Origin of the sequence: Microbacterium abyssi, assembly GCF_015277895.1 — a bacterium.
GTDB classification, from domain to species: Bacteria; Actinomycetota; Actinomycetes; order Actinomycetales; family Microbacteriaceae; genus Microbacterium; species Microbacterium abyssi.
In genome coordinates this window covers 2,724,661-2,745,366 of sequence record NZ_CP063815.1, presented here as the reverse complement: position 1 = coordinate 2,745,366, position 20,706 = coordinate 2,724,661, and the positions used below count along the sequence as shown (strand labels likewise).

21 protein-coding genes are annotated in these 20,706 nt (G+C 66.6%); 18 read left to right on the top strand and 3 right to left on the bottom strand.

Annotated features, from left to right (window positions below; genetic code table 11):
• Positions 1-108: 108 nt before the first annotated feature.
• From IM776_RS15895 to IM776_RS13195, 10 genes are all read left to right on the top strand, one after another.
• On the top strand, positions 109-645 hold the full coding sequence (locus tag IM776_RS15895; RefSeq protein ID WP_228479765.1) for a glycoside hydrolase family protein: 537 nt from the start codon (positions 109-111) through the stop codon (positions 643-645).
• Between the two features lie 16 nt (positions 646-661).
• Positions 662-1,960: a family 43 glycosylhydrolase gene (locus tag IM776_RS13235; RefSeq protein ID WP_228479992.1), complete on the top strand. Its 1,299-nt coding sequence runs from the start codon at positions 662-664 to the stop codon at positions 1,958-1,960.
• A gap of 120 nt (positions 1,961-2,080) precedes the next feature.
• The gene (locus tag IM776_RS13230) at positions 2,081-3,313 is read left to right on the top strand and encodes an ROK family transcriptional regulator (protein ID WP_228479764.1); all 1,233 of its coding nucleotides are present in this window, start codon (positions 2,081-2,083) and stop codon (positions 3,311-3,313) included.
• A gap of 55 nt (positions 3,314-3,368) precedes the next feature.
• Positions 3,369-4,229: an ABC transporter permease gene (locus tag IM776_RS13225; protein ID WP_228479763.1), complete on the top strand. Its 861-nt coding sequence runs from the start codon at positions 3,369-3,371 to the stop codon at positions 4,227-4,229.
• On the top strand, positions 4,226-5,032 hold the full coding sequence (locus IM776_RS13220; RefSeq protein ID WP_228479762.1) for an ABC transporter ATP-binding protein: 807 nt from the start codon (positions 4,226-4,228) through the stop codon (positions 5,030-5,032). Before IM776_RS13225 ends, IM776_RS13220 begins: the two co-directional genes overlap by 4 nt.
• A gap of 29 nt (positions 5,033-5,061) precedes the next feature.
• The gene (locus IM776_RS13215) at positions 5,062-6,087 is read left to right on the top strand and encodes an aliphatic sulfonate ABC transporter substrate-binding protein (protein ID WP_194420545.1); all 1,026 of its coding nucleotides are present in this window, start codon (positions 5,062-5,064) and stop codon (positions 6,085-6,087) included.
• 7 nt (positions 6,088-6,094) lie between these two features.
• The gene (locus IM776_RS13210; RefSeq protein ID WP_194420544.1) at positions 6,095-7,609 is read left to right on the top strand and encodes a sulfatase family protein; all 1,515 of its coding nucleotides are present in this window, start codon (positions 6,095-6,097) and stop codon (positions 7,607-7,609) included.
• Entirely contained in the window at positions 7,606-9,027 is a 1,422-nt protein-coding gene (locus IM776_RS13205) for a sulfatase family protein (RefSeq protein ID WP_194420543.1), read from the top strand. Before IM776_RS13210 ends, IM776_RS13205 begins: the two co-directional genes overlap by 4 nt.
• Before the next feature lie 23 nt (positions 9,028-9,050).
• Complete coding sequence (locus tag IM776_RS13200; protein ID WP_194422651.1) at positions 9,051-9,944, top strand: formylglycine-generating enzyme family protein; 894 nt, start codon at positions 9,051-9,053, stop codon at positions 9,942-9,944.
• Positions 9,945-10,028: 84 nt separating this feature from the next.
• Positions 10,029-11,528, top strand: a complete 1,500-nt coding sequence (locus IM776_RS13195) for an arylsulfatase (protein ID WP_194420542.1) — start codon at positions 10,029-10,031, stop codon at positions 11,526-11,528.
• 12 nt (positions 11,529-11,540) lie between these two features.
• Here IM776_RS13195 and IM776_RS13190 read toward each other — a convergent pair whose 3' ends face one another.
• Positions 11,541-12,398: a transposase gene (locus tag IM776_RS13190; RefSeq protein WP_194420541.1), complete on the bottom strand. Its 858-nt coding sequence runs from the start codon at positions 12,396-12,398 to the stop codon at positions 11,541-11,543.
• Positions 12,399-12,538: 140 nt separating this feature from the next.
• Here IM776_RS13190 and IM776_RS13185 point away from each other — a divergent pair, with 140 nt between their 5' ends.
• The 4 genes from IM776_RS13185 (at position 12,539) to IM776_RS13170 (ending at position 17,120) form a co-directional block, all read left to right on the top strand.
• Positions 12,539-14,893 carry a phosphoketolase family protein gene (locus IM776_RS13185; RefSeq protein WP_194420540.1) on the top strand — a complete coding sequence of 785 codons (2,355 nt, stop codon included), beginning with the start codon at positions 12,539-12,541 and terminating at the stop codon, positions 14,891-14,893.
• A gap of 70 nt (positions 14,894-14,963) precedes the next feature.
• Positions 14,964-15,329, top strand: coding sequence for a hypothetical protein (locus tag IM776_RS13180; RefSeq protein ID WP_194420539.1), 366 nt, complete (start codon positions 14,964-14,966; stop codon positions 15,327-15,329).
• A 34-nt stretch (positions 15,330-15,363) separates the two neighbouring features.
• Entirely contained in the window at positions 15,364-16,986 is a 1,623-nt protein-coding gene (locus IM776_RS13175; RefSeq protein WP_194420538.1) for a sodium-dependent transporter, read from the top strand.
• Positions 16,983-17,120 (top strand): methionine/alanine import family NSS transporter small subunit, encoded by a 138-nt coding sequence (locus IM776_RS13170; protein WP_194420537.1) that lies wholly within the window; start codon positions 16,983-16,985, stop codon positions 17,118-17,120. The genes IM776_RS13175 and IM776_RS13170 overlap by 4 nt, the downstream gene beginning before the upstream one ends.
• 2 nt (positions 17,121-17,122) lie before the next feature.
• Here IM776_RS13170 and IM776_RS13165 read toward each other — a convergent pair whose 3' ends face one another.
• A complete protein-coding gene (locus IM776_RS13165) occupies positions 17,123-17,431 on the bottom strand; it encodes a DUF7882 family protein (protein ID WP_194420536.1) in 309 nt (102 codons plus the stop codon).
• Positions 17,432-17,578: 147 nt separating this feature from the next.
• On the opposite strand from IM776_RS13165, the gene IM776_RS13160 reads away from it, so the two are divergent.
• Genes IM776_RS13160 through IM776_RS13150 form a run of 3 tightly spaced genes read left to right on the top strand, consistent with a single transcriptional unit; the run spans position 17,579 to position 19,156 of the window.
• On the top strand, positions 17,579-17,731 hold the full coding sequence (locus tag IM776_RS13160; RefSeq protein WP_194420535.1) for a hypothetical protein: 153 nt from the start codon (positions 17,579-17,581) through the stop codon (positions 17,729-17,731).
• Between the two features lie 23 nt (positions 17,732-17,754).
• On the top strand, positions 17,755-18,018 hold the full coding sequence (locus IM776_RS13155; RefSeq protein ID WP_194420534.1) for a hypothetical protein: 264 nt from the start codon (positions 17,755-17,757) through the stop codon (positions 18,016-18,018).
• Positions 18,011-19,156: a baeRF2 domain-containing protein gene (locus IM776_RS13150; RefSeq protein WP_194420533.1), complete on the top strand. Its 1,146-nt coding sequence runs from the start codon at positions 18,011-18,013 to the stop codon at positions 19,154-19,156. Before IM776_RS13155 ends, IM776_RS13150 begins: the two co-directional genes overlap by 8 nt.
• Positions 19,157-19,159: 3 nt before the next feature.
• Here IM776_RS13150 and IM776_RS13145 read toward each other — a convergent pair whose 3' ends face one another.
• On the bottom strand, positions 19,160-19,837 hold the full coding sequence (locus IM776_RS13145) for a DUF6766 family protein (RefSeq protein WP_194420532.1): 678 nt from the start codon (positions 19,835-19,837) through the stop codon (positions 19,160-19,162).
• Between the two features lie 299 nt (positions 19,838-20,136).
• On the opposite strand from IM776_RS13145, the gene IM776_RS13140 reads away from it, so the two are divergent.
• Positions 20,137-20,703, top strand: a complete 567-nt coding sequence (locus tag IM776_RS13140) for an NADPH-dependent FMN reductase (protein ID WP_194420531.1) — start codon at positions 20,137-20,139, stop codon at positions 20,701-20,703.
• Positions 20,704-20,706 lie beyond the last annotated feature (3 nt).

Here is a 20,706-nt window from a genome sequence, read left to right as displayed (position 1 = left end):
GAGTCCGAGCGACTCGCGCGCCAGCAGGGATCCGATCTTCGTCGTGCCGCAGGCACGGCGCTGACGCGCGCCCATTCGGCGCCTTCGATGATGAAGGAGAACCATCCGATGCGATCCCCGACAACTGTGCTCACTGCCGCAGTGCTGACAGCCGCAATGCTCGTGGGAGGCGGGACGAGTGCCAGCGCCGACCCATCGCCGCCCGTGACCTCGACGGCGGACGCCGTGCCCGACGCCCCCTACGGCACGGCCGATAGCAGCCTCGAGCTCATGCCAGATGACCACAACTCGATGATCCTCGATCTCGAGCTGCGTCCGCAGGACGAGCAGCGCGGCCAGGTGTGGATCAGGGACACCTACGTGAACCGCTTCGAGGTGGACGGCGAGACGATCTACGTCGCGACCGGAACAACCCGAGTGCCAGGACTCAAGAAGGCCGCGCCGTGGAACGACGGCATCTACGTGTGGGTCGCTCCTGCTCTGGAGGGGCCGTGGAAGCTGGTCGACACCAAGGGCATCCACCCCGACCAGCCCAAGGGCAAGGTCTGGTCGCCCGAGTTCGTCGGAGAGAACACCCCCGACCGCACGGTCGTGGCGCAGGCAGTCATACAAGAATCCGAACAACCCGGCCACCAAGGCGGGTAACGTCTGGGCTCCCGAACTGCACTACATCGACGGGAAGTGGTATCTGGCCGCGACCATGGGCGATCAGAGCAGACTCACCGGCACGTTCATGCTCGTCAGCGACGGAGGGCCGGAGGGGCCGTACCGGAATATCGAGGCGAGCATCGATCACCCGCTGGGTGAGCCGGTCAGGGCGACGGATCCGCAGTACTACCACATCGACGGCGGGCTCTTCCAGGACGGCGATGCGAACTATCTCGTGCTGCACAACGACCTCTACTCCAAGATGACGCCGGACATGGAGAACCTCGAGAACCCGAAGAACCTGCCGAGGTTCGATCAGCAGGCGTACAGCCCGGAGCCCTACCTGGAGGGCGCGACGGTGACGAAAGTCGGCGACAAGTACTACCTGATGCATGCCGCGTGGGCGCTGAAATCCGGCACTCCGGATGATCCCCGTTGGTCGTATCTGCCGGACTCGGGCGGAGTCAAAGACCAGTACGACGCGATCGTTGCCGTCGCTGACTCCTTCGAGGGGCCGTACTCACCGCGGTACACGGCCGCGATCGGCGCTGGCCACAACAACATGTTCGAGGATGAGGACGGCACGGTCTGGGCGACGTTCTTCCGCAATCCCAACGCCGGCCACTGGGCGGATCCGTCGAGGATCGATGACGCCGCCCTGCCCGGTGTCGTGCGGTTGGAGCATTCCGGGCCTAACGGCGATCTGCTGACTGTCGCGCAGGGCTCGATCGATTCGCGGGCCCCCGGCCATGCGACGCTGTCGAACACCAGCGGACACTCGCACGGGCTGCACGACGGCGTCTACGAGATCGCGATGGACCTGTGGTGGGGCACGCCGGGCCGATCGGTGCGCATCTACGAGAATGGCGAGCTGGTGCACGAACAGGCTCTCGATGCGACAGCGGGCGCACCGCAGCATGTCGTCGTGCCCGTCGAGGACAAGGACAACGGCACTTACGAGTACACCGCCGAGCTGGTCAACCCGTACGGCGCGACGAGCACGACCTCGACGACGGTGACCGTGCGGGATGCCGCACCGTCGGCGCCGGTCGTCTCGCACGACAACTGGGATCGTGACGATGAGTTCACCGCCTCCGCAAACCTGTGGTGGGGGACGAACGCGACCACATACCGATTCGAACTCGACGGTGCGGAAGTCGGGTCCGGCTCGCTGACCGCAGCCACTCCGGCCGCTCAGCACGCCGCGATCGATCTCGTCGGCATAGCGTCGGGCACGCACACGCTGGTTGTCGTCTTCATCAACGCCCACGGTGAGACGGCGTCCAAGCCGGTCACGGTCACCGTCAGGTGACGCTGCTCCCCGGTCCGTGGGAGCGGGCCGGGGCAGCAGTTATGACGCGGTTCGATCAAATACGCGGATTTTTCTGTCGGGGTGTTGACGGAAAAATTCGCCCCTGAGATTCTTGCTCTCATGTCGATGACGACCGGAGTCCACGCACTCGTGCGCCGGACACACGAAGAACGCGTGCTGGCCGCACTGCGAGCGCACGGAGCGCTCAGCCGTGGCGACCTCGCAGCGCGCGTCGGGCTCTCGCGCACGACCCTCTCCGAGATCACGGCCCAGCTTCTCCAGCGCGGAGCGATCGTCGTGGCGGACACGGACGCGTCGACCCGCGCCGGTAGCGGACGGCCGGCCGAGCGGCTCGCGCTCGACCCGGAATCCGGCCAGTACCTCGGCGTGGACTTCGGCCACCGACGAGTGAACATCGTGGTCGCCGACGCCTCTCACGAAGTGATCGCGCAGGGCGTCGCCCGGTATGCCGACGGCACCGCATGGCCGGATCGCATCAACCGGGCCTTCGACCGCATCGACCAGCTGTCCGAGGAGACCGGAGTCCACTTCGGCGCACTGCAGGCGGTCGGGATCGGCGTGCCTGGTCCGTACACCGCCACGCATTCGAACCGACCGGCCGTCAACTGGAAGGGCCGGATCGCGCCCGAGGGCGTCGAAGCCGCCTTCGCGGCACGTTTCGCCGCGCCGGTGATGATCGACAACAACACCCGACTCGCGGCGCTCGCCGAGGCGATTGCCCGACCGGATGCCGTCGACAACCTCCTCTACCTTCGGCTCGCCGACGGCGTCGGCGGCGGACTGGTCGTCTCCGGACGCCTCGCCACCGGCTCAAGCGGCTTCGCCGGAGAGCTCGGCCATGTCACAGCGGATCCGACCGGCACCACCTGCCGATGCGGCAAGCGCGGATGCCTGGAGACGGTCGCATCCGCCCCCGCGATCATGCGCGTGTGCCGCGAAGCCGGCGCGCAGATCGACACTCTCGAAGACCTCGAGGCGGCGGTGGCCAAGGGCGACCCCCACGTCGATGCGGTGCTCCGCGAGGTCGGCTCGACCATCGGCCGAGTCCTCGGTGCCGCAGCCATGGTGCTCAATCCTCGTGAAGTCGTCATCGCCGGGGAGATCGTGCACGTCGCGCCCGCGCTCGTCGAGGCGGCCGCAGCGGCGTTGCGATTCGAGCTGTACTCCATCCCCTCGGACCAACCTCAGATCGTGCGCGCCGCGCAGCTGCGTGACAACGGCGGTGCACTCGGTGCCATCGCCGCGATCTTCCACCAGTCCCCACTGCTGGCCGGCTACCCCGACGCCGTGCCGGCCGAACCCGCACCCCAGCACCGAAGGAGCGCACGATGAGCGCACGACCCAGAGCAGAAGTCCCACGGGGCGACCGATGGAGCAGGTGATCGACATGACCGATTCGATGGAGCAGGCGGCCGCCCGATCCGTCGCCGCCGGGGGAAGCGCGACGACCGGCGTCGCCCTGCCCGGGCCGGACGCCGGACGCAGGACGCGGCGACGGATCTCCAAGCGCGCGAAGCTGCTCATCCTGAACGCGGTGTCCATCGTCGGCGGCATCGCCATCTGGTGGGCGCTCGCCGAGAGCGGGCTGCAGCTGCCCACACCACCCGAGGTGCTGCAGAAGTCGATCCAGATGTGGAACGCCGGTATCGTCCAGGAGGACGTGATCGCAAGTCTCGCCCGCGTGCTCACCGGCTTCCTGCTCGGCACTGCCGCGGCGATCCCGGTCGGCTTCCTGATGGGCTGGTACACCGCGGCGCGCGGTCTGTTCGAGCCCTGGATCCAGTTCTTCCGCACGATCCCACCGCTGGCGTTGCTGCCGCTGGTGCTCGTGCTCATGGGCATCGGCGAGCTTCCGAAGGTGTTCGTCATCTTCCTCGCGGCTTTCCTCGCCTGCGTGATCTCCACCTACCAGGGCGTCGTCAGCGTCGATCGCACGCTGATCAACGCGGCGCGTGTGCTGGGGGCGAAGGACGGCACGATCTTCGCGCGGGTGATCGTGCCGGCCTCGACGCCGTTCATCCTCGTCGGCATGCGCGTCGGGCTGGGCTCCGCCTGGGCGACGCTCGTGGCCGCAGAGCTGCTCGCCGCGCAGGCCGGCCTCGGATTCCGCATGCAGCAGGCCCAGATCTACTACGACCTCGCGACGATCTTCGTCAACATCGTGATCATCGGCATCCTCGGCCTGGCGATGGATCGACTTCTTCTTCTGGCCGAGACGAAGCTCACCGCATGGCAGGAGCGCCGATGAACGACACGATGAACCCCGCGAAGATCTCCGTCCGCGGCATCCGCAAGACCTTCGAACTCAAGGACACCGAGTTCGTCGCACTCGAACGGGTCGATCTCGACATCGCCGACAACGAGTTCGTCACCGTGGTGGGCCCTTCCGGATGCGGCAAGTCGACACTGATGAACATCCTCGCCGGGCTCGAAGAGCCCACAGCAGGTGAAGCGCTCGTCGATGGCAAGAGCGTGCACGGGCCGGGCCCGGAGCGCGGAGTGATCTTCCAGCAGTACGCGCTGTTCCCCTGGCTGACCGTGCGCAAGAATGTCGAGTTCGGTCTCAAGCTGGCAGGCCTTCCCAAGGCCGAACGGCGTGAACGCGCCGAGCACTTCATCAGGATGGTCGGCCTCGAGCAGTTCGCCGACGCGCTACCGAAGATGCTCTCCGGTGGCATGAAGCAGCGCTGCGCGATCGCGCGGGCGTACGCGGTGAACCCGTCGATCCTGCTGATGGACGAGCCGTTCGGGGCTCTGGACGCGCTCACTCGGGTGAAGCTGCAGGAACAGCTGCTCGAGACCTGGAGCAGCGAGAAGCGCACCGTCATGTTCATCACTCACGACGTCGATGAAGCGGTGTTCCTCGGAAACCGCGTGATCGTGATGGCCGCCCGCCCCGGGCGCATCTACGACGTCATCGACGTGAACCTGCCGTACCCGCGCGCGGAAGACATCCGGCTGAGCCCGGAGTTCACCGAACTGCGCAACCGCGTATGGCACTCGGTCTACCACCAAGAAGCCGGCATCGTCGCCGGAACCGCGTCATCCTGACGCACCTACCCACCCCGAAGGGAACTGCAATGCGATTCACCCGAAAGCTCCTCGGCTCCGCCGCCGTGGGCACCGCCGTCCTCCTCGCGGCCGCCGGCTGCACAGCGTCCGGCGGCGAGACCACCGGGTCAGAAGACGTCGAGAGCGAGTACACCGACGTACTCGACGTCGACTTCGGCTACATCCCCGACTTCAACGGCACGAGCCTGCTGGCCATCGCCGAAGACCAGGGACTCTGGGACAAGTACGGACTCGACGTCAACGCCCAGACGTTCACCAACGGTCCACTGCAGATCCAGGCGCTCGGCACCGGCGACCTGGACTTCGGCTACATCGGTCCCGGCGCCATGTGGCTGCCGGCATCCGGTCAGGCGAAGGTCGTCGCCATCAATACCCTCGGCCAGGCCGACCGCGTGGTCGCCCAGGCCGGCATCGACTCGATCGAAGACCTCGAGGGCAAGACCGTCGCGTACCCGGAGGGCACCTCCGGTGACATGATCCTGACGCTCGCGCTCGAGGAAGCGGGGATGACGAAGGACGACATCGACGCTGTCGCGATGGAGCCGGCGGCGATCGTCGCCGCCCTCTCGTCGAAGCAGGTGGACGGCGCCGGATTCTGGTACCCCGCTCTCGCTACCGTCGAGCAGCAGGTGCCCGACCTCGTCACCCTCGCGGAGAACAGCGACTTCGAGGACACGGTTTCGTTCCCGACCGTCTTCGTCGCGGGCAACGACGTCGTCGCGGACGAATCGGAGAAGGTCGACCGTGTGCTCAAGGCACTGCGCGACGCCACCGAGTTCAGGGCCGAGAACCTCGACGAGGCGATCCAGCTCACGGCCGAGTTCTCGGCCCTCGACCCGGCGCAGGTCAAGGCGGACGCGGGCAACGTGCAGGTGCTCTCGCTCGACGAGATCGACACGCTGACCGAGGACGGCACCGTCAACGCGTGGCTTTCGGGGATGGTCGACTACTTCGTGGCGGCCGGCAAGCTCGAGGCTCCCGTCGACCCCTCCGAGTTCTACACCGGCGACCTGTTCCTGAAGGCTGGCGAGTAAGTTCCTGATGCCGAGCAACATCCTCTTCCTCATGACCGACCAGCACCGGGCGGACACGCTCGGGGCCTACGGCAACGCCCTGGCGGCGACCCCAGTACTCGATGAACTGGCGCGCACAGGCACGCGGTTCGACCGCTGGTACACGCCGACCGCCATCTGCACGCCGGCACGGGCGAGCCTGCTTACCGGGCAGGCGCCGTTCCGACACAGGGTGCTCGCCAACCACGAGCGCAACGTCGGGTATCTCGAAGACCTCGAGGAAGGCAGCTTCACCTTCGTCGAGGCGCTGCGAGAGAACGGTTACAACACGGGGCTCGTCGGCAAGTGGCATGCCGGCACCGAGAAGAACGCGGCGGACTTCGGTTTCGACGGCCCCGACCTTCCCGGCTGGCACAATCCCGTCGACAATGAGGATTACCTCGGCTTCCTGCGCGAGCGCGACCTTCCGCCGTACCGGATCAGCGATCGCATCCGCGGCACGCTGCCCAATGGTGGGCCGGGCAACCTTCTGGCTGCCCGGCTTCACCAGCCGGTGGAGGCGACGTTCGAGTACTACCTGGCCACACGCACGATCGAGCTGCTCGAGCGGTACGCCGCCGACGGCGAGCGCGACGGCAAGCCGTTCTTCCTCGAGTTGAACTTCTTCGGTCCGCATCTGCCGTACATCGTTCCCGATGCGTACTTCGACATGTTCGATCCCGAGCAGATCGAGCTTCCGAAATCGATCGCCGAGACGTTCGAGGGCAAGCCGCCGGTGCAGCGCAACTACAGCGCGCACTGGACGTTCGACACGATGCCGCTCGAGGTGACGCGCAAGCTCATCGCGATCTATTGGGGCTATGTGGCACTCATCGACGAGCAGATCGGTCGTGTGATGGACGCGCTCGAGCGGCTCGGCCTCGTCGACGACACCGCGGTGTTCTTCACCTGTGACCACGGCGAGTTCACCGGATCGCATCGCCTGCACGACAAGGGTCCTGCGATGTATGAGGACATCTATCGCACGCCGGGCATTCTGCGAGTGCCGGGTGGTGAGGCAGGCCAGGTGCGCACGGAGTTCGTGAGCCTGCTGGATGCGACGGCGACCATCCTCGACCTCGCCGGCATCGACCCGTCGCCCGCGATCGACTCGCGCAGCCTGCTGCCTATGGCACGCGGCGAGCAGCAGCCGGACTGGGCTCAGGACATCGTGTGTGAGTTCCACGGGCATCACTTCCCGTACCCGCAGCGGATGCTTCGAGACGACCGGTACAAGCTGGTCGTGAATCCCGATTCCGTCAACGAACTGTACGACCTGCACGCCGATCCCGACGAGCTTCTTAACGCCTACGACCACCCGGAGATGCTGTCGGTGCGTCAGCGGATGATGAAGCGGCTCTACAACGTGCTGCGCGAGCGCGGAGACAACTTCTATCACTGGATGACGACGATGTACGACGTAGGGGAGGTCGACTACGATCCGACCCAGTCGGGCCTCGACGAGACGACGTATCGCGCCAGCGGGGAGGCCTCACTCGCATGACCCGGCCGAACGTGGTGCTGATCCTCACCGATGATCACGCCGCTCACGCGATCGGCGCGTACGGCTCGGTGGTCAACACCACACCGCGGATCGATGAGATCGCCGAGGCCGGTGCGCTCGTGGAGAACTGCTTCGCGACGAACTCGCTGTGCTCGCCGAGCCGTGCGTCGATCCTCACCGGGACGTACAGTCACATCAATGGCGTGACGACCCTGGTGACGCCGATCGATGCTTCGCAGCCGTCGTTCGTTTCGCAGCTGAAGGACGCGGGGTACCGCACCGCGATCGTCGGCAAATGGCACATGGGTGACGGCGACGGGCACAACCCTCAGGGGTTCGATTACTGGGACGTGCTGATCGAGCAGGGCGAGTACGTCGATCCGACATTCCTCACCGCGGGCGGGTTGCGGACCGAGAAGGGATACGCGACCGACCTGATCACCGATCTCGCTCTGCGATGGCTCGAATCGCTGCAAGGGGATGAGCCCTGGTGCGTACTCATCTGGCACAAGGCGCCGCATCGTCCGTGGCAGCCTGCCGAACGGCACGCGGATCTCTATCGTGAGCCGATCGCCGTTCCACGCACATGGGAAGACGACTATTCGACGCGGACGTCATCGGCACGCCGCGGCGCGATGCGGATCGCCGAACACCTCAATGCCGAAGACCTGAAAGCCGAGCCGCCCGCCGGACTGTCCTATGAGGACGAGGCGCTGTGGAAGTACCAGCGCTACATGGAGGACTACTTGCGCTGCGTCGAGGCCGTCGACGAGAACGTCGGCCGCGTCACCGACTGGCTTCGCGCGCGCGGCGAACTCGATGACACTCTGGTGATGTACGCCTCCGACCAGGGGTTCTTCCTCGGCGATCACGGCTGGTTCGACAAGCGCTTCATGTACGAGGAATCGATCCGAATGCCGTTGGTGATGTCCTACCCGCGGCAGATATCCGCTGGTATTCGACACAAGGGCATCGTCACGAACGTCGACTTCGCCCGGACGATTCTGGATGCCGCGGGCGTCAAGGCGTCAGCGCGGATGCAGGGCCGCACCTTCCTGCCGGACCTCCGCGGCACGACGGCGGCTTCGGACACGCCGGATGGCTTCTACTACCGGTACTGGGAGCACGATGACGTCTTCCATCGCGCGCCGGCGCATTACGGCTATCGCACGGCGCACCACAAACTCATCTACTTCTACAACGATGGTCTCGGATTGCCGGGGACCGGTACGTTCACGTATCCGGGGGAGTGGGAGCTGTACGATCTCGACGCGGACCCCGATGAGTTGCTCAATGTCGCATCGGATCCGGCTTACGCGGACGTGTTCGCGGCAATGCGACTGGCACTGCGCGCCGCGCAGTCCGAGGTCGGTGACGAACCGCACCCTTCGGAGCCTCCACTCGGAACACTACGCTGAGTCCTGTGACGAACACGCGCGACATGGTCCGCATTCCGGGCGGCACTTTCCTGATGGGGTCCGAAGACTTCTATCCCGATGAGCGACCGGTCCACGAACGGGAGGTCTCGTCGTTCTTCATCGACCGGTATGAGGTGACCAACGAGCAGTATGCCGAGTTCGTCGACGCGACCGGGTACCTGACGGTCGCGGAGCGCCCACTCGACCCGGCCGCATTCCCGGGCGCCGACCCCGCCGATCTCGTTCCCGGCTCCATGGTGTTCACCCCGACACCCGGTCCGACGGATCTGCGCAACTGGCGCAACTGGTGGCGCTGGCAGGCCGGGGCGTTCTGGCGCCGACCGTTCGGGCCCGACTCATCGATCGACGACCGGATGCGGCATCCGGTCGTGCACATCGCCTTCGAGGATGCCGTCGCCTACGCCGACTGGGCGGGGATGCGGCTGCCCACCGAGGCAGAGCACGAGTACGCCGCGCGCGGCGGGTCGGAGGGAACACCGTTCGCCTGGGGCGACGAGGCCTATCCGGGCGGCGTCGCTCAGGCCAACTCGTGGCTGGGACGCTTCCCGTACGACAATCAGGGCGCCGGCGGCACGGCCCCGGTCGGCTCGTACCCGCCGAACGGCTACGGACTCTACGACATGATCGCCAACGTCTGGGAGTGGACGACCGACTTCTACACCCCGCGGCACCTGCGGCTGTCGGACACCCCCGTCGATGCCGGCAAGCGGACCAACCTCCTCGCGGCCGCCAGCGCCCAGGAGGGCTTCCCCGACATCCCGCGGCGCGTCCTCAAGGGCGGATCGCACCTCTGCTCGCCCGACTACTGCCTGCGCTTCCGGCCCGCGGCCAGGTCGCCGCAGGCCGAGGACACCGGCATGTCGCACATCGGTTTCCGGCTCACCCGCTCCGAGTGAGAACCGCTGGGCTCCGACACTGATCCCTGCTTGGATTCCGCCGAGGGCATCCGCCCCGATCCCCGGTCGAACCAAGGAGCACTCATGGCTGCAGGGCCCAACATCCTCATCATCTGGGGCGACGACATCGGCATCTCGAATCTGAGCACGTACTCCGACGGGCTCATGGGGTACCGGACACCGAACATCGACCGGATCGCCGCCGAGGGCGCGAAGTTCACCGACTACTACGGCGAGCAGAGCTGCACCGCGGGCCGCGCCGCCTTCATCACCGGGCAGAATCCGTATCGCACGGGTCTGACCAAGGTCGGGATGCCCGGCGCGAAGCTGGGGCTCCAGCCCGAGGACCCGACGATCGCAGACGCGCTCAAGCATCACGGCTACGCCACGGGACAGTTCGGCAAGAACCACCTCGGCGACCGCGACGAGCACCTTCCGACCGCGCACGGCTTCGACGAGTTCTTCGGGAACCTCTACCACCTCAACGCGGAAGAGGAGCCGGAGCATCCCGACTATCCCACCGACGAGGAGTTCCCCGGTTTCAGCGAGAAGTTCCGTCCTCGCGGCGTCATCCACTCCTGGGCGAACGACGACGACACTCAGCGCATCGAGGACACCGGCGCCCTCACCAAGAAGCGGATGGAGACGGTCGATGAGGAGTTCCGCGACGCGGCGGCGGACTTCATCCGCCGGCAGGCCGACAGCGACACTCCCTTCTTCGTCTGGTTCAACTCGACCCACATGCACTTCCGCACGCACACCAAGGAAGAGAGCAAGGGCCGTGCCGGGCGCTGGCAGTCGGAGTACCACGACACGATGCTTGATCATGACGACGTCGTGGGAAGCCTGCTGGATCTGCTCGACGAGCTCGGGCTGGCCGAAGACACCATCGTCATGTACTCCACCGACAACGGCCCGCACATGAACAGCTGGCCGGATGCCGGAATGACGCCGTTCCGCAACGAGAAGAACTCCAACTGGGAGGGCGCATACCGCGTCCCAGCGATGGTCCGCTGGCCCGGGCACATCCCCGCCGGAACGACGCTCAACGGCATCGTGAGCCACAACGACTGGTTCGTGACACTGCTGGCCGCAGTCGGCGATGCCGACATCGCCGAGCGTCTGAAGACGGGCACAGAACTGCATGGCACCGAGTACAGGGTGCACCTCGACGGACACAACCAGCTCGACTACATCACCGGTGCCGCCGAGCACAGTCCGCGCAGACACTTCTTCTACGTCTCCGACGACGGCGACCTCACGGCGCTGCGCTTCGACAACTGGAAACTCGTGTTCCTCGAGCAGCGCGCCATCGGAACTCTGCGGGTCTGGCAGGAGCCCTACGTCGAGCTGCGCTTCCCGAAACTGTTCAACCTCCGCACCGACCCCTTCGAGCGCGCGGACATCACTTCGAACACGTACTGGGACTGGGTGCTCGACCACGTGTTCCTGTTCGTTCCCGCGCAGGCCTATGTCGCGAAGATGCTCGGTACGCTCGCCGAGTTTCCGGCGCGGCAGGAGTCGGCGTCGTTCACGATCAACCAGGTGATGTCGAAGCTGGAATCGACGGTCGGCAGCTCCTGACGCCGCGCCGACTCAGGCCCGGCCGCGGCGCTCCAGCGCGGAGCGCGCCTCTTCGACGGCGGACTCCGCGCTGCGGACGCCCTCCGCCGCCTCCGCTGCACGGCCGGTCGTCTCCTCGACGGCCGCGCGCGCCTTCTCCGCCTCCGCCCGCGCACGCGCGAGCTGGGCCTCGAGTTCTTCGACCTCGGCTTCGAGCCGATCGGCGCGGGATGCCGCGGCTTCGCGCTCCTTGTCCGCCTTGGCCTGCTCCCGCTTGGCTCGTTCGAGATCGCGCTCGGCCGCGTGCACGGCCTTCTCGGCCTCCTTCCGCTCGCGACGCTCGCGCACCTCGTCCGCGGGCGGGGAAGGTGGGGGAGTGCGCTCCGGCGCACCCCCGCCGACGGTCGCATCGAAGTCGAGCGGGAACTCGCTCGACGGCTCGAGCTCGCGGACGAGCCTGCCGGAGGCGACAGCGGTCGCGGCATCCGGGTCGAAGAACGCGGCAGTGATCGTCTGCTGCACCGCCTCCACCGTCGAGTCCGTGATCCGAGCGCCGCCCGACGATGCGAGCGACGCCGCCTCGCGCGCGAGCTGACTCGTCAGCGCACGACGGTCGCGGCCGAGCTTCGAGAGCGTGCGCGCATCGAGATCCTCCTGCGCTTCCCGCAGCTCGGCGGCGAGCTGCAGAGCCTGTCCGAGCCGGTCGGCGCGCTCCCTGGCGAACACGTTCACGACCCAGGCCGCGATCGACGGCTTCCGCAGCGTCCGGATCTGCTCGGCGAGCTCTCGATCCTCCACCTGCTTGGCGCGCGCGTTCCGCTCGGCGACGAACTCGCCCGGCGGGACCACGTACAACTCGGCGGCCGCATCGGCCAGAGACGGGTCAGCCATCGCCGGGCCGATCGGATCCTCCGCGCATGCTGGCGACATTACGCGACAGCGGTCTGCCGGACCAGCACGCACAGGATGCCCGGCACAAGCGCCGTCGACGCCCTTGACAGGTCGCGGTGAACACGCGTATCGAGAGGGACATGGCAGCCGATGACGAAGCACTCGACCGGATCGACCGCTGGTGGCGGGCGGCGAACTATCTCAGTGTCGGACAGATCTACCTGCAGGGCGATGAGATGCTCTCGCAACCCCTCGCCGCTGACGACGTGAAGCCGCGATTGCTCGGTCACTTCGGGACCGTGCCAGGGCTCAACCTCGTCTACGCACACGTGAACCGGGTGATCGTCGAGCGCGACGAACCGGTGCTGTTCATCGCCGGCCCCGGGCACGGCGGCCCGGCGATGAACGCGAACGCGTGGCTCGACGGCACCTACTCCGAGTTGTATCCGGACGTGCCACGGAACGCGACCGGCATGCGAGAGCTCTTCCGGCAGTTCTCGTATCCCGGCGGGGTGCCGAGCCACACCGCACCGGAGACACCCGGATCCATCCAGGAGGGCGGAGAGCTCGGCTATTCCCTGGCGCACGCCTTCGGTGCCGTCCTCGACGATCGCGACCTCACCGTCGTCTGCGTGGTCGGAGACGGCGAAGCGGAGACCGGGCCGCTGGCCACCGCCTGGCACGGCAACAGGTTCCTCGATCCACGGCGCGACGGCATGGTGCTGCCGATCCTGCACCTGAACGGCTGGAAGATCGCGAACCCGACGCTACTCGCCCGAATCCCCGAGCGCGAGCTGGCGGCGCTGATGACGGGATACGGGTACGACCCGATCTTCGTCACCATCGATGCCTCCGATCCTTCGGCCGCAGCGCACGAGCGCTTCGCCGCGGCACTCGATCGCGCATTCGACGGCATCGACCGTGTGCGCAAAGTCGCAGCCGACGGCTCGCGCGTGCCCTGGCCGATGATCGTGCTGCGATCCCCGAAGGGATGGAGCGGACCCGAAGAGGTCGACGGCGCGCCTGTCGAGGGGACGTGGCGCTCCCATCAGGTGCCCCTCGGCGACGTGCACGGTGATGAGGACCACCTCAGGATGCTGGAGGACTGGCTGCGCTCGTATCGACCGGCCGAGCTGTTCGACGAGGCCGGAGCCCCACGCGCGGCCACGGCAGGCTGGGGCCCGCAGGGTGCGCGACGGATGAGCGCGATCCCGCAGGCAAGCGGGATTCGTCGAGAACTGGATGTCCCCGGAGCCGATGCCCACGCCGTGGAGGTCGACGCACCCGGCGGATCCGACGCCGGCGCGACCGAGGTGCTCGGCGGATGGCTCGTCGATCTCATCGGCCGCAACCCCGAGACGTTTCGCATCTTCAGCCCTGACGAGGTCGAGTCCAATCGGCTGGCTCCACGCGTTCTCGAGGCGACCGAGAAGCAGTGGAACGCCGCCGTCGAGCCGGTGGACGAGCATCTCGCCCCGCACGGCCGGGTGATGGAGGTGCTCAGTGAGCATCTGTGCCAGGGATGGCTCGAGGGGTACACCCTCACGGGACGACACGGCATCTTCACCTCGTACGAGGCCTTCATCCACATCATCGACTCGATGTTCAACCAGCACGCGAAATGGCTGGAGGCCTGCGCGGAAGTGCCGTGGCGCGAACCCCTCCCCGCATTCACGTATCTGCTGTCGAGCCACGTCTGGCAGCAGGACCACAACGGCTTCACGCACCAGGATCCCGGGTTCATCGATCTCGCGCTGAACAAGAGCGTCGACATCGTGCGGGTGTATCTGCCGTTCGACGCGAACACGCTGCTGGTCACAATGGCGCAGTGCCTCGACGCCACCGACCGCATCAACGTGGTCGTGGCAGGAAAGAAGCCCGCGCCGCAGTGGCTGGGCCTCGACGATGCTCGCACGCACGTCGAGCGCGGCATCGGAGCACTGCCGTGGGCAGGGAACGTGCGCGCAGACGAAACTCCCGACGTCGTGCTCGCCGCAGCCGGGGACGTGCCGACGCAGGAGGTCATCGCGGCCGCCGAGCTGCTGCGCGACGGCATCCCCGACCTGCGGGTTCGCGTCGTCAACGTCGTCGATCTCACGACGCTGCAGTCGCCTGAGCAGCACCCGACGGGCCTCGAGGACGCCGCCTTCGACGCGCTGTTCACGACCGATCGCCCGGTCATCTTCGCCTATCACGGCTATCCGGCACTGATCCACCGGCTCGCATACAAACGGAACGGACACGAGAACCTGCACGTGCACGGCTATCGCGAACGCGGCACCACCACGACGCCGTTCGACATGCTGATGCTCAACGACATCGACCGCTACCGCCTCGCGATCGACGCGATCGACCGCGTGCCCGGTCTTTCGGAGCGCGCCGCCGATGCTCGCGCCCAGTTCGTGGCGGCACGCGAGGCCGCGCGTCGCCACACGCGCGAACACGGCGTCGACATCCCCGCTGTCGCGGACTGGATCTTCACCGCGCGGAGTTAGCGCGCTACTCCCGACGTGCACAGCTGTCAACGGCCTCCACGAGCGACTCTCGCTCGGGTTTCGTGCAGGCATGACAATGCAGCTGAACGATTCCGCACTGACGCACGCGCGCGGCCTGCTGCGCCGTGGCGAGTTCACCGACGACGAGCGCGATGACTGGAGCGAGCACGCCCCGACGACCGACCAGGAGAACGACTTCATCTCCGAGCACGGTCTCGCCGAATTCGCGAAATGGCACCTCGGCGAGGACACCGAGATGGGCGAGGACACGAAGGGGCGCTATCACTTTCCGTACGGTGACTTCCGCACGCTCCACCGGTGCGCCGTGATCTCGGGGGAGAGCCGTGCGGGCCAGTACAAGCACGACACGATAGAGAAGTCGCTGAAGGAGCTCCTCGACGGGATCGACGGCAAGTCGAAGAACCACGAGGACTGACCGCGACACGGCCGCTGGGGTAGGGTCAGCTGTCATGAGCACCGCAGTGACGCAGCCTCACAAGCGCGAGGCATTCGGATCGCGCAACGTCTTCATCCTCTCGGCCATCGGCTCCGCCGTCGGCCTCGGCAACATCTGGCGATTCCCGTACGTCGCCTACGAGGGCGGTGGTGGCGCCTTCCTCATCCCGTACCTGTGCGCGCTGCTGACCGCCGGCATCCCGCTGCTGTTCTTCGACTACGCGATCGGCCACCGCTTCCGCGGGTCCGCGCCTCTCGCCTTTCGCCGCATGCACCGCGCCGCCGAACCTCTTGGCTGGTGGCAGGTGCTCATCTGCGTCGTCATCTCCGTGTACTACGCCGTCATCATCGCGTGGGCGGCGATGTACACCTGGTTCTCGGCCCAGCTCTCCTGGGGTGCCGGGAACGAGAACGACTTCTTCTTCGGCGAGTTCCTGCAGATGGGCGACGTCGCCGGAGGCATCTCGTTGGAGTTCGTCCCGCAGGTCGGCATCCCGCTGCTCGTCGTCTGGGGCGTGACGATCGTGATCATGGGGCTCGGCGTCAAGCGCGGCATCGGCGCCGCCAACATGGTGCTGCTGCCCCTGCTGACCCTGATGTTCGTCGTCCTGGTCGTCCAGTCGCTGTTCCTCCCCGGCGCCATGGACGGACTGAACGCCTTCTTCACCCCGAACTGGGCGGCGCTCGCCGACCCAGGGGTCTGGGCCGCGGCGTACGGGCACATCTTCTTCTCGCTGTCGGTGGCCTTCGGCATCATGGTCACCTACTCGTCGTACCTCAAGCGCAAGACCGACCTCACCGGATCCGGTCTCGTCGTCGGATTCGCGAACTCGGGCTTCGAGATCCTCGCCGGCATCGGCGTGTTCGCGGCGCTCGGCTTCATGGCGCAGGCCCAGTCCGCGCAGGTCTCCGACGTGGCATCCGCCGGCATCGGTCTCGCATTCGTGGCGTTCCCCACGATCGTCTCGCAGGCAGCGGGCGGCCCGATCATCGGCGTCCTCTTCTTCGGTGCGCTGACCTTCGCCGGCCTCACCTCGATGATCTCCATCCTCGAGGTGATCGTCGCCGCCATCCAGGACAAGCTCGGCTGGGGACGCGTGCGCGCGACCCTCATCGTGACGATTCCGCTGGCCGTCATCTCGATGGCGTTCTTCTCGACGACGACCGCGCTCGCCGTGCTCGACACCACGGATGCCTTCGTCAACGCCTTCGGCATCATGGCGGTCGCGCTGGTCGCCGTGATCGCGGTCTCGTGGGTTCTGCACAAGCTGCCCGTCCTGCAGGAGCACCTCAACCGCCGCTCGAGCTTCCGCGTCGGCCTGATCTGGAAGCTGCTGGTGGGGCTGCTCGCCCCGATCGTGCTCGGCTACCTCTTCATCAGTGAGCTGATCACGAAGATCAACACGCCCTACGAGGGCTACCCCGACTGGTTCCTGTCGATCTTCGGCTGGGGCATGGTGATCGCCCTCGTGATCCTCGCGGTCGTGCTCTCGCTCATCCCGTGGAGCGGCCGCTCGCATGCGAAGGACGACCCGGAGTACGACGACTTCCTGGTCGAGGAGAGTTACGAGCCGGATGCCGAGACCGGCGCGATCCGTGTGCCATCGGCATCCTCGTCGAAGGGAGCAGGAGCATGACCGCTGCAGCGATCGCCTTCATGATCATCGCCATGGTCACGGTGTGGGGCGGCCTGATCGCCGCCATCGTGAATCTGATGCGGCATCCCGAGATCGCCGAGAACGAGCCGGAGACGCTGCGCGTCGAACTCTGACGCTATGCGGGTGGTTCGACCTCGTCGACGAGGTAGATACCGCCGGTGGAGCTCACCGAGTTCATCAGCGCCTCGATCCACTTCGCATTGAGGGGCGGAGGCTCGGGTTCGTCGAACACGAACCGGAGCGGAATCGACGGATGCAGCCAGATCGTCGAGCGACCGCCGGGCTCGCCTTCCGGATGCTGCCACGACAGGGTGAAGCTCTCATGCCTGCGCAACCGGGTCGCGATCACGACTTTCAGGTGGGCGAGGGTCCGGTCCTCGATATGGATCGGGCTCCCTGAACTGTCGTAGAAGAGTATGCCCATGACTGAAACGGTAGACCTCCCTGTTCGTCATGTCATAGGAATCTCGAGAATCGGGGATGTCGATGATCGTCGCGGCGATGTCAACCCCCGACCGTGAATCAGCCGTGGCGATGAGACTGAGGGTTCGCGACGAGCAGAGGAGGCATCATGTCCGAACCACGTGCGATTCCCGATGAGGAACGGCCCTTCATTCCTGAGGAGACGTTGCCGGCAAAGGAGAGCACCGACTTCGACGCCGAACCGGCGCAGGACGAGGAGCCCGAGACCGACGACGGCGAAGCCGCAGCGCAGGACGAGTGACGAGCGAAGAGGAGGAGACCGACATGTCTGAATCTCAGCGAGGAAACAGCAAGCACGGCCCGCAGCTGGACGACCAGATGGAGCAGGAGACGCGAGGGATGGTGCAGGGACACGGGAGCCCGCACGCCGAGCCTTTCCGCGAGACCGAACCGCTGCCCGACGACACCGACGACGCGTCGACGGAGCGCGCCTTCCGCAACGAGGAGCCGGGTGAGCACGCCACGGAGTCGGATGAGCGGGCCGCTGACGCCCGAGCCGACGCAGACGAGGGGAGCGGACATGAGTGACCAACGTCTTGTCGATCTTCTCGGCCGTTCAGGCCCCTGGACCTGCGCCTATGCGGACGGTCCGGGTGTGCTTCCGCAGGTGGAGGAGGAGGCGCTTCGCCGTTCCGTGCGCGAGCGACTCGCCCAGGCGGGTGCGCCGCCCGAGGATGCCGAGGCCATCGAGTCTGCGCTCGAGAGCCGGAACGGACTCCCGAGCCCATCCGCGCGCGTCGTGCTCGCAAGGACGGGCGTCGTCGAACTGGACGAAGGCTTCATCGGGGCCCGGATCGGTCCGGAACGGATGGCCCACGGACCCGTGCCGTCGATCCTGCCGCTGCTGCGCCACCTGAGCGCCACCACCCGCTACCTCGTGGTGGAGACCAGCCGCGATGGTGCCGACATCCGGCTGGAGACATCCGGCCATGGGCGCAGCGACGACCATACCGAGATCGAGGGCGACACAGTCGACATCACCAAGGTTCAGGCAGGGGGAATGGCGCACGCCAAATATCACCGGTACGCCGAGAACGTCTGGAAGCACAACCAGGACGATGTCGCCTCAGCGGTCAGCGCTCTCATCAGGGAACAGCATCCTGCCTTCGTGGCGATCGCCGGCGATGTACGGGCACGTCAGCTTCTCGGCGAGGCGCTGACCGACACAGAACGGGCTCTCGTGGTCGAAGTGGACGCGCACACGCGCGCCGACGGCGCGGACTCCGCCGAACTCGACGCGGCGCTCGCCGACGCGATCCGTGAGCGCATGAGCGCCGCCATCGGCGAGGTCCGCGATCGCGCGGCGGTGGACAGCGGCAGCGGAGGCGCGGAGGGCATCGCGGATGTCGTGGCCGCACTTCAGCAGGCACGCGTGGAGACACTGCTGCTCGATGCGCGGATGCTCGACGACGAGCGCACGCTCCTCGCACTCGACGGGCCGCCGTGGCTCGCCGCGGATGAGTCCGAACGGCTCGGCACCACCGTCCTCGCGACGGTCTCCGTGGCCGAAGCGCTGGCGCGTGCGGCCGTACTCACCGACGCGCGCGTCCTGATCGAGGAAGAAGAAACCGTCGCCGACGATGCGCCCAGAGACGACCGACCGGTTCGCGAGCCGGTGGCCGCACTGCGATGGGCGGATGACGCCGACGCGAGCGACCAGGCCTGACACCTACTCCGATTCCACGCTGCTCATGTGGTGCGGCATCCCGACCGGCTTCGACTCGCTGGATCCGCGCTGGCGGAGGTAGATCGAGAAGGCGACCATCGCGCCGACCGCGAGGAACTCCGACTGCCAGTTCTGCAGCGTGCGGTTCCAGAACTCGGGGGACAGCACGTAGTCGCCCCACGACAGCGCAGGCAGTCCGTGCTGGGCGTTCTGCTCGTTCGCCACCACCTGACCCGCAAGGGACTGCGCCAGCCAGGAGAACAGGAATACGGCACCCATCACGAGCAGAAGGGAGTTGGAGTAGATCCAGAGCCGGATGCCGTCGGCTTTGGCCCAGAGCGGCGAATCGGACCTGGCGTGCGAGCGCACATGCTGCTCCTCATCGGTGCCGACACCTTCGTCGCCCGCCTTCTTCGACTCGGGCGATCCTCGCTGGATCAGCCAGATCGTCGCCAGGATGAAGAGGAAGAACTGCAGGAACTCGGACTGCCAGTTCTCGGCGACGTCGACGAGGAAGTCCGAGGACGTCACGAAGTCGAGGTAGCCGACGGGCGGCTGGCCGTGCTGTGCGAGCTCTTCGTTGTTGTACGCGTGGCCGGCGAGGGACTGACCGACGAGGGCGAGCACGAAGATGATCAGGAAGGCGAAACTGAGGCTGCCGCTGCGGAGGAATCGACGCATGGCGGTCACCTCCCCGCCAGGGGCAGAACGATCATGAGCGCGAGCCCGCCCACGATGATCACCATCCAGGACCAGAACGCGATGCGCATGGCACCTTTCGCCTCACTGCTCTCCGGCATCTCGTCTCCCCTTCCGTCGCTGGCGCCGATCCTCGCGCAGGAAGAAGCGCAGGGGAGCACCCTTGACAATCCATCTGACAAAGACCACCCGGACGCGACCGGCCCGGCCGCAAGGGGGTTACGTCTGCGCTGTTCGCGGAGCACACTGGTCTCTTCGCCACCCAAGTGTGAGGAGAAGCCATGTCGTACAAGGTCGGATACTTCGTCGGGAGCCTTTCGTCCACCTCGATCAATCGCGTGCTGTCGAAAGCGCTCATCCGCGTCGCACCCGATGACCTCGAGTTCACCGAGATCCCCATCGGCAACCTGCCGCTGTACAGCCCGGACCACGACGCCGACTATCCGGCCGAAGCCCGCGAGCTCAAGACCGCGATCGAGTCCAGCGACGCCGTGCTGTTCGTCACGCCGGAATACAACCGGTCGATCCCCGGTGCGCTGAAGAACGCGATCGACTGGGCGTCGCGTCCCTGGGGTCAGAACTCGTTCGACCACCTGCCGGCCGCGGTCATCGGCGCCTCGATCGGCGTCATCGGCACGGCCGTCGCGCAGCAGAGCCTTCGAGCCGTCCTGGTGTTCTGCAACGCGCGTCAGATGACGGCACCAGAGGCGTACATCCACTTCACGGAAGAGGTGTTCCAGGAGGACGGCACCATCACGAAGCACGAGACGGAGGAGTTCCTTCGCGCTTACATGAACGAGTTCCGCGAGCACGTCGCCCGCGTGCTCACGGTGCTCCCGCGGCGCTGAGGG

Coding starts and splice junctions, on each gene's coding strand:
- IM776_RS13175 (WP_194420538.1), top strand. CDS start 15,364: ATGAGCACCGCAGTGACGCAGCCTCACAAGCGCGAGGCATTCGGATCG.
- IM776_RS13165 (WP_194420536.1), bottom strand. CDS start 17,431: ATGGGCATACTCTTCTACGACAGTTCAGGGAGCCCGATCCATATCGAG.
- IM776_RS13205 (WP_194420543.1), top strand. CDS start 7,606: ATGACCCGGCCGAACGTGGTGCTGATCCTCACCGATGATCACGCCGCT.
- IM776_RS13160 (WP_194420535.1), top strand. CDS start 17,579: ATGTCCGAACCACGTGCGATTCCCGATGAGGAACGGCCCTTCATTCCT.
- IM776_RS13225 (WP_228479763.1), top strand. CDS start 3,369: ATGACCGATTCGATGGAGCAGGCGGCCGCCCGATCCGTCGCCGCCGGG.
- IM776_RS13215 (WP_194420545.1), top strand. CDS start 5,062: ATGCGATTCACCCGAAAGCTCCTCGGCTCCGCCGCCGTGGGCACCGCC.
- IM776_RS13185 (WP_194420540.1), top strand. CDS start 12,539: ATGGCAGCCGATGACGAAGCACTCGACCGGATCGACCGCTGGTGGCGG.
- IM776_RS13210 (WP_194420544.1), top strand. CDS start 6,095: ATGCCGAGCAACATCCTCTTCCTCATGACCGACCAGCACCGGGCGGAC.
- IM776_RS13230 (WP_228479764.1), top strand. CDS start 2,081: ATGTCGATGACGACCGGAGTCCACGCACTCGTGCGCCGGACACACGAA.
- IM776_RS13200 (WP_194422651.1), top strand. CDS start 9,051: ATGGTCCGCATTCCGGGCGGCACTTTCCTGATGGGGTCCGAAGACTTC.
- IM776_RS13180 (WP_194420539.1), top strand. CDS start 14,964: ATGACAATGCAGCTGAACGATTCCGCACTGACGCACGCGCGCGGCCTG.
- IM776_RS13155 (WP_194420534.1), top strand. CDS start 17,755: ATGTCTGAATCTCAGCGAGGAAACAGCAAGCACGGCCCGCAGCTGGAC.
- IM776_RS13195 (WP_194420542.1), top strand. CDS start 10,029: ATGGCTGCAGGGCCCAACATCCTCATCATCTGGGGCGACGACATCGGC.
- IM776_RS13140 (WP_194420531.1), top strand. CDS start 20,137: ATGTCGTACAAGGTCGGATACTTCGTCGGGAGCCTTTCGTCCACCTCG.
- IM776_RS15895 (WP_228479765.1), top strand. CDS start 109: ATGCGATCCCCGACAACTGTGCTCACTGCCGCAGTGCTGACAGCCGCA.
- IM776_RS13145 (WP_194420532.1), bottom strand. CDS start 19,837: ATGCGTCGATTCCTCCGCAGCGGCAGCCTCAGTTTCGCCTTCCTGATC.
- IM776_RS13220 (WP_228479762.1), top strand. CDS start 4,226: ATGAACGACACGATGAACCCCGCGAAGATCTCCGTCCGCGGCATCCGC.
- IM776_RS13150 (WP_194420533.1), top strand. CDS start 18,011: ATGAGTGACCAACGTCTTGTCGATCTTCTCGGCCGTTCAGGCCCCTGG.
- IM776_RS13170 (WP_194420537.1), top strand. CDS start 16,983: ATGACCGCTGCAGCGATCGCCTTCATGATCATCGCCATGGTCACGGTG.
- IM776_RS13190 (WP_194420541.1), bottom strand. CDS start 12,398: ATGGCTGACCCGTCTCTGGCCGATGCGGCCGCCGAGTTGTACGTGGTC.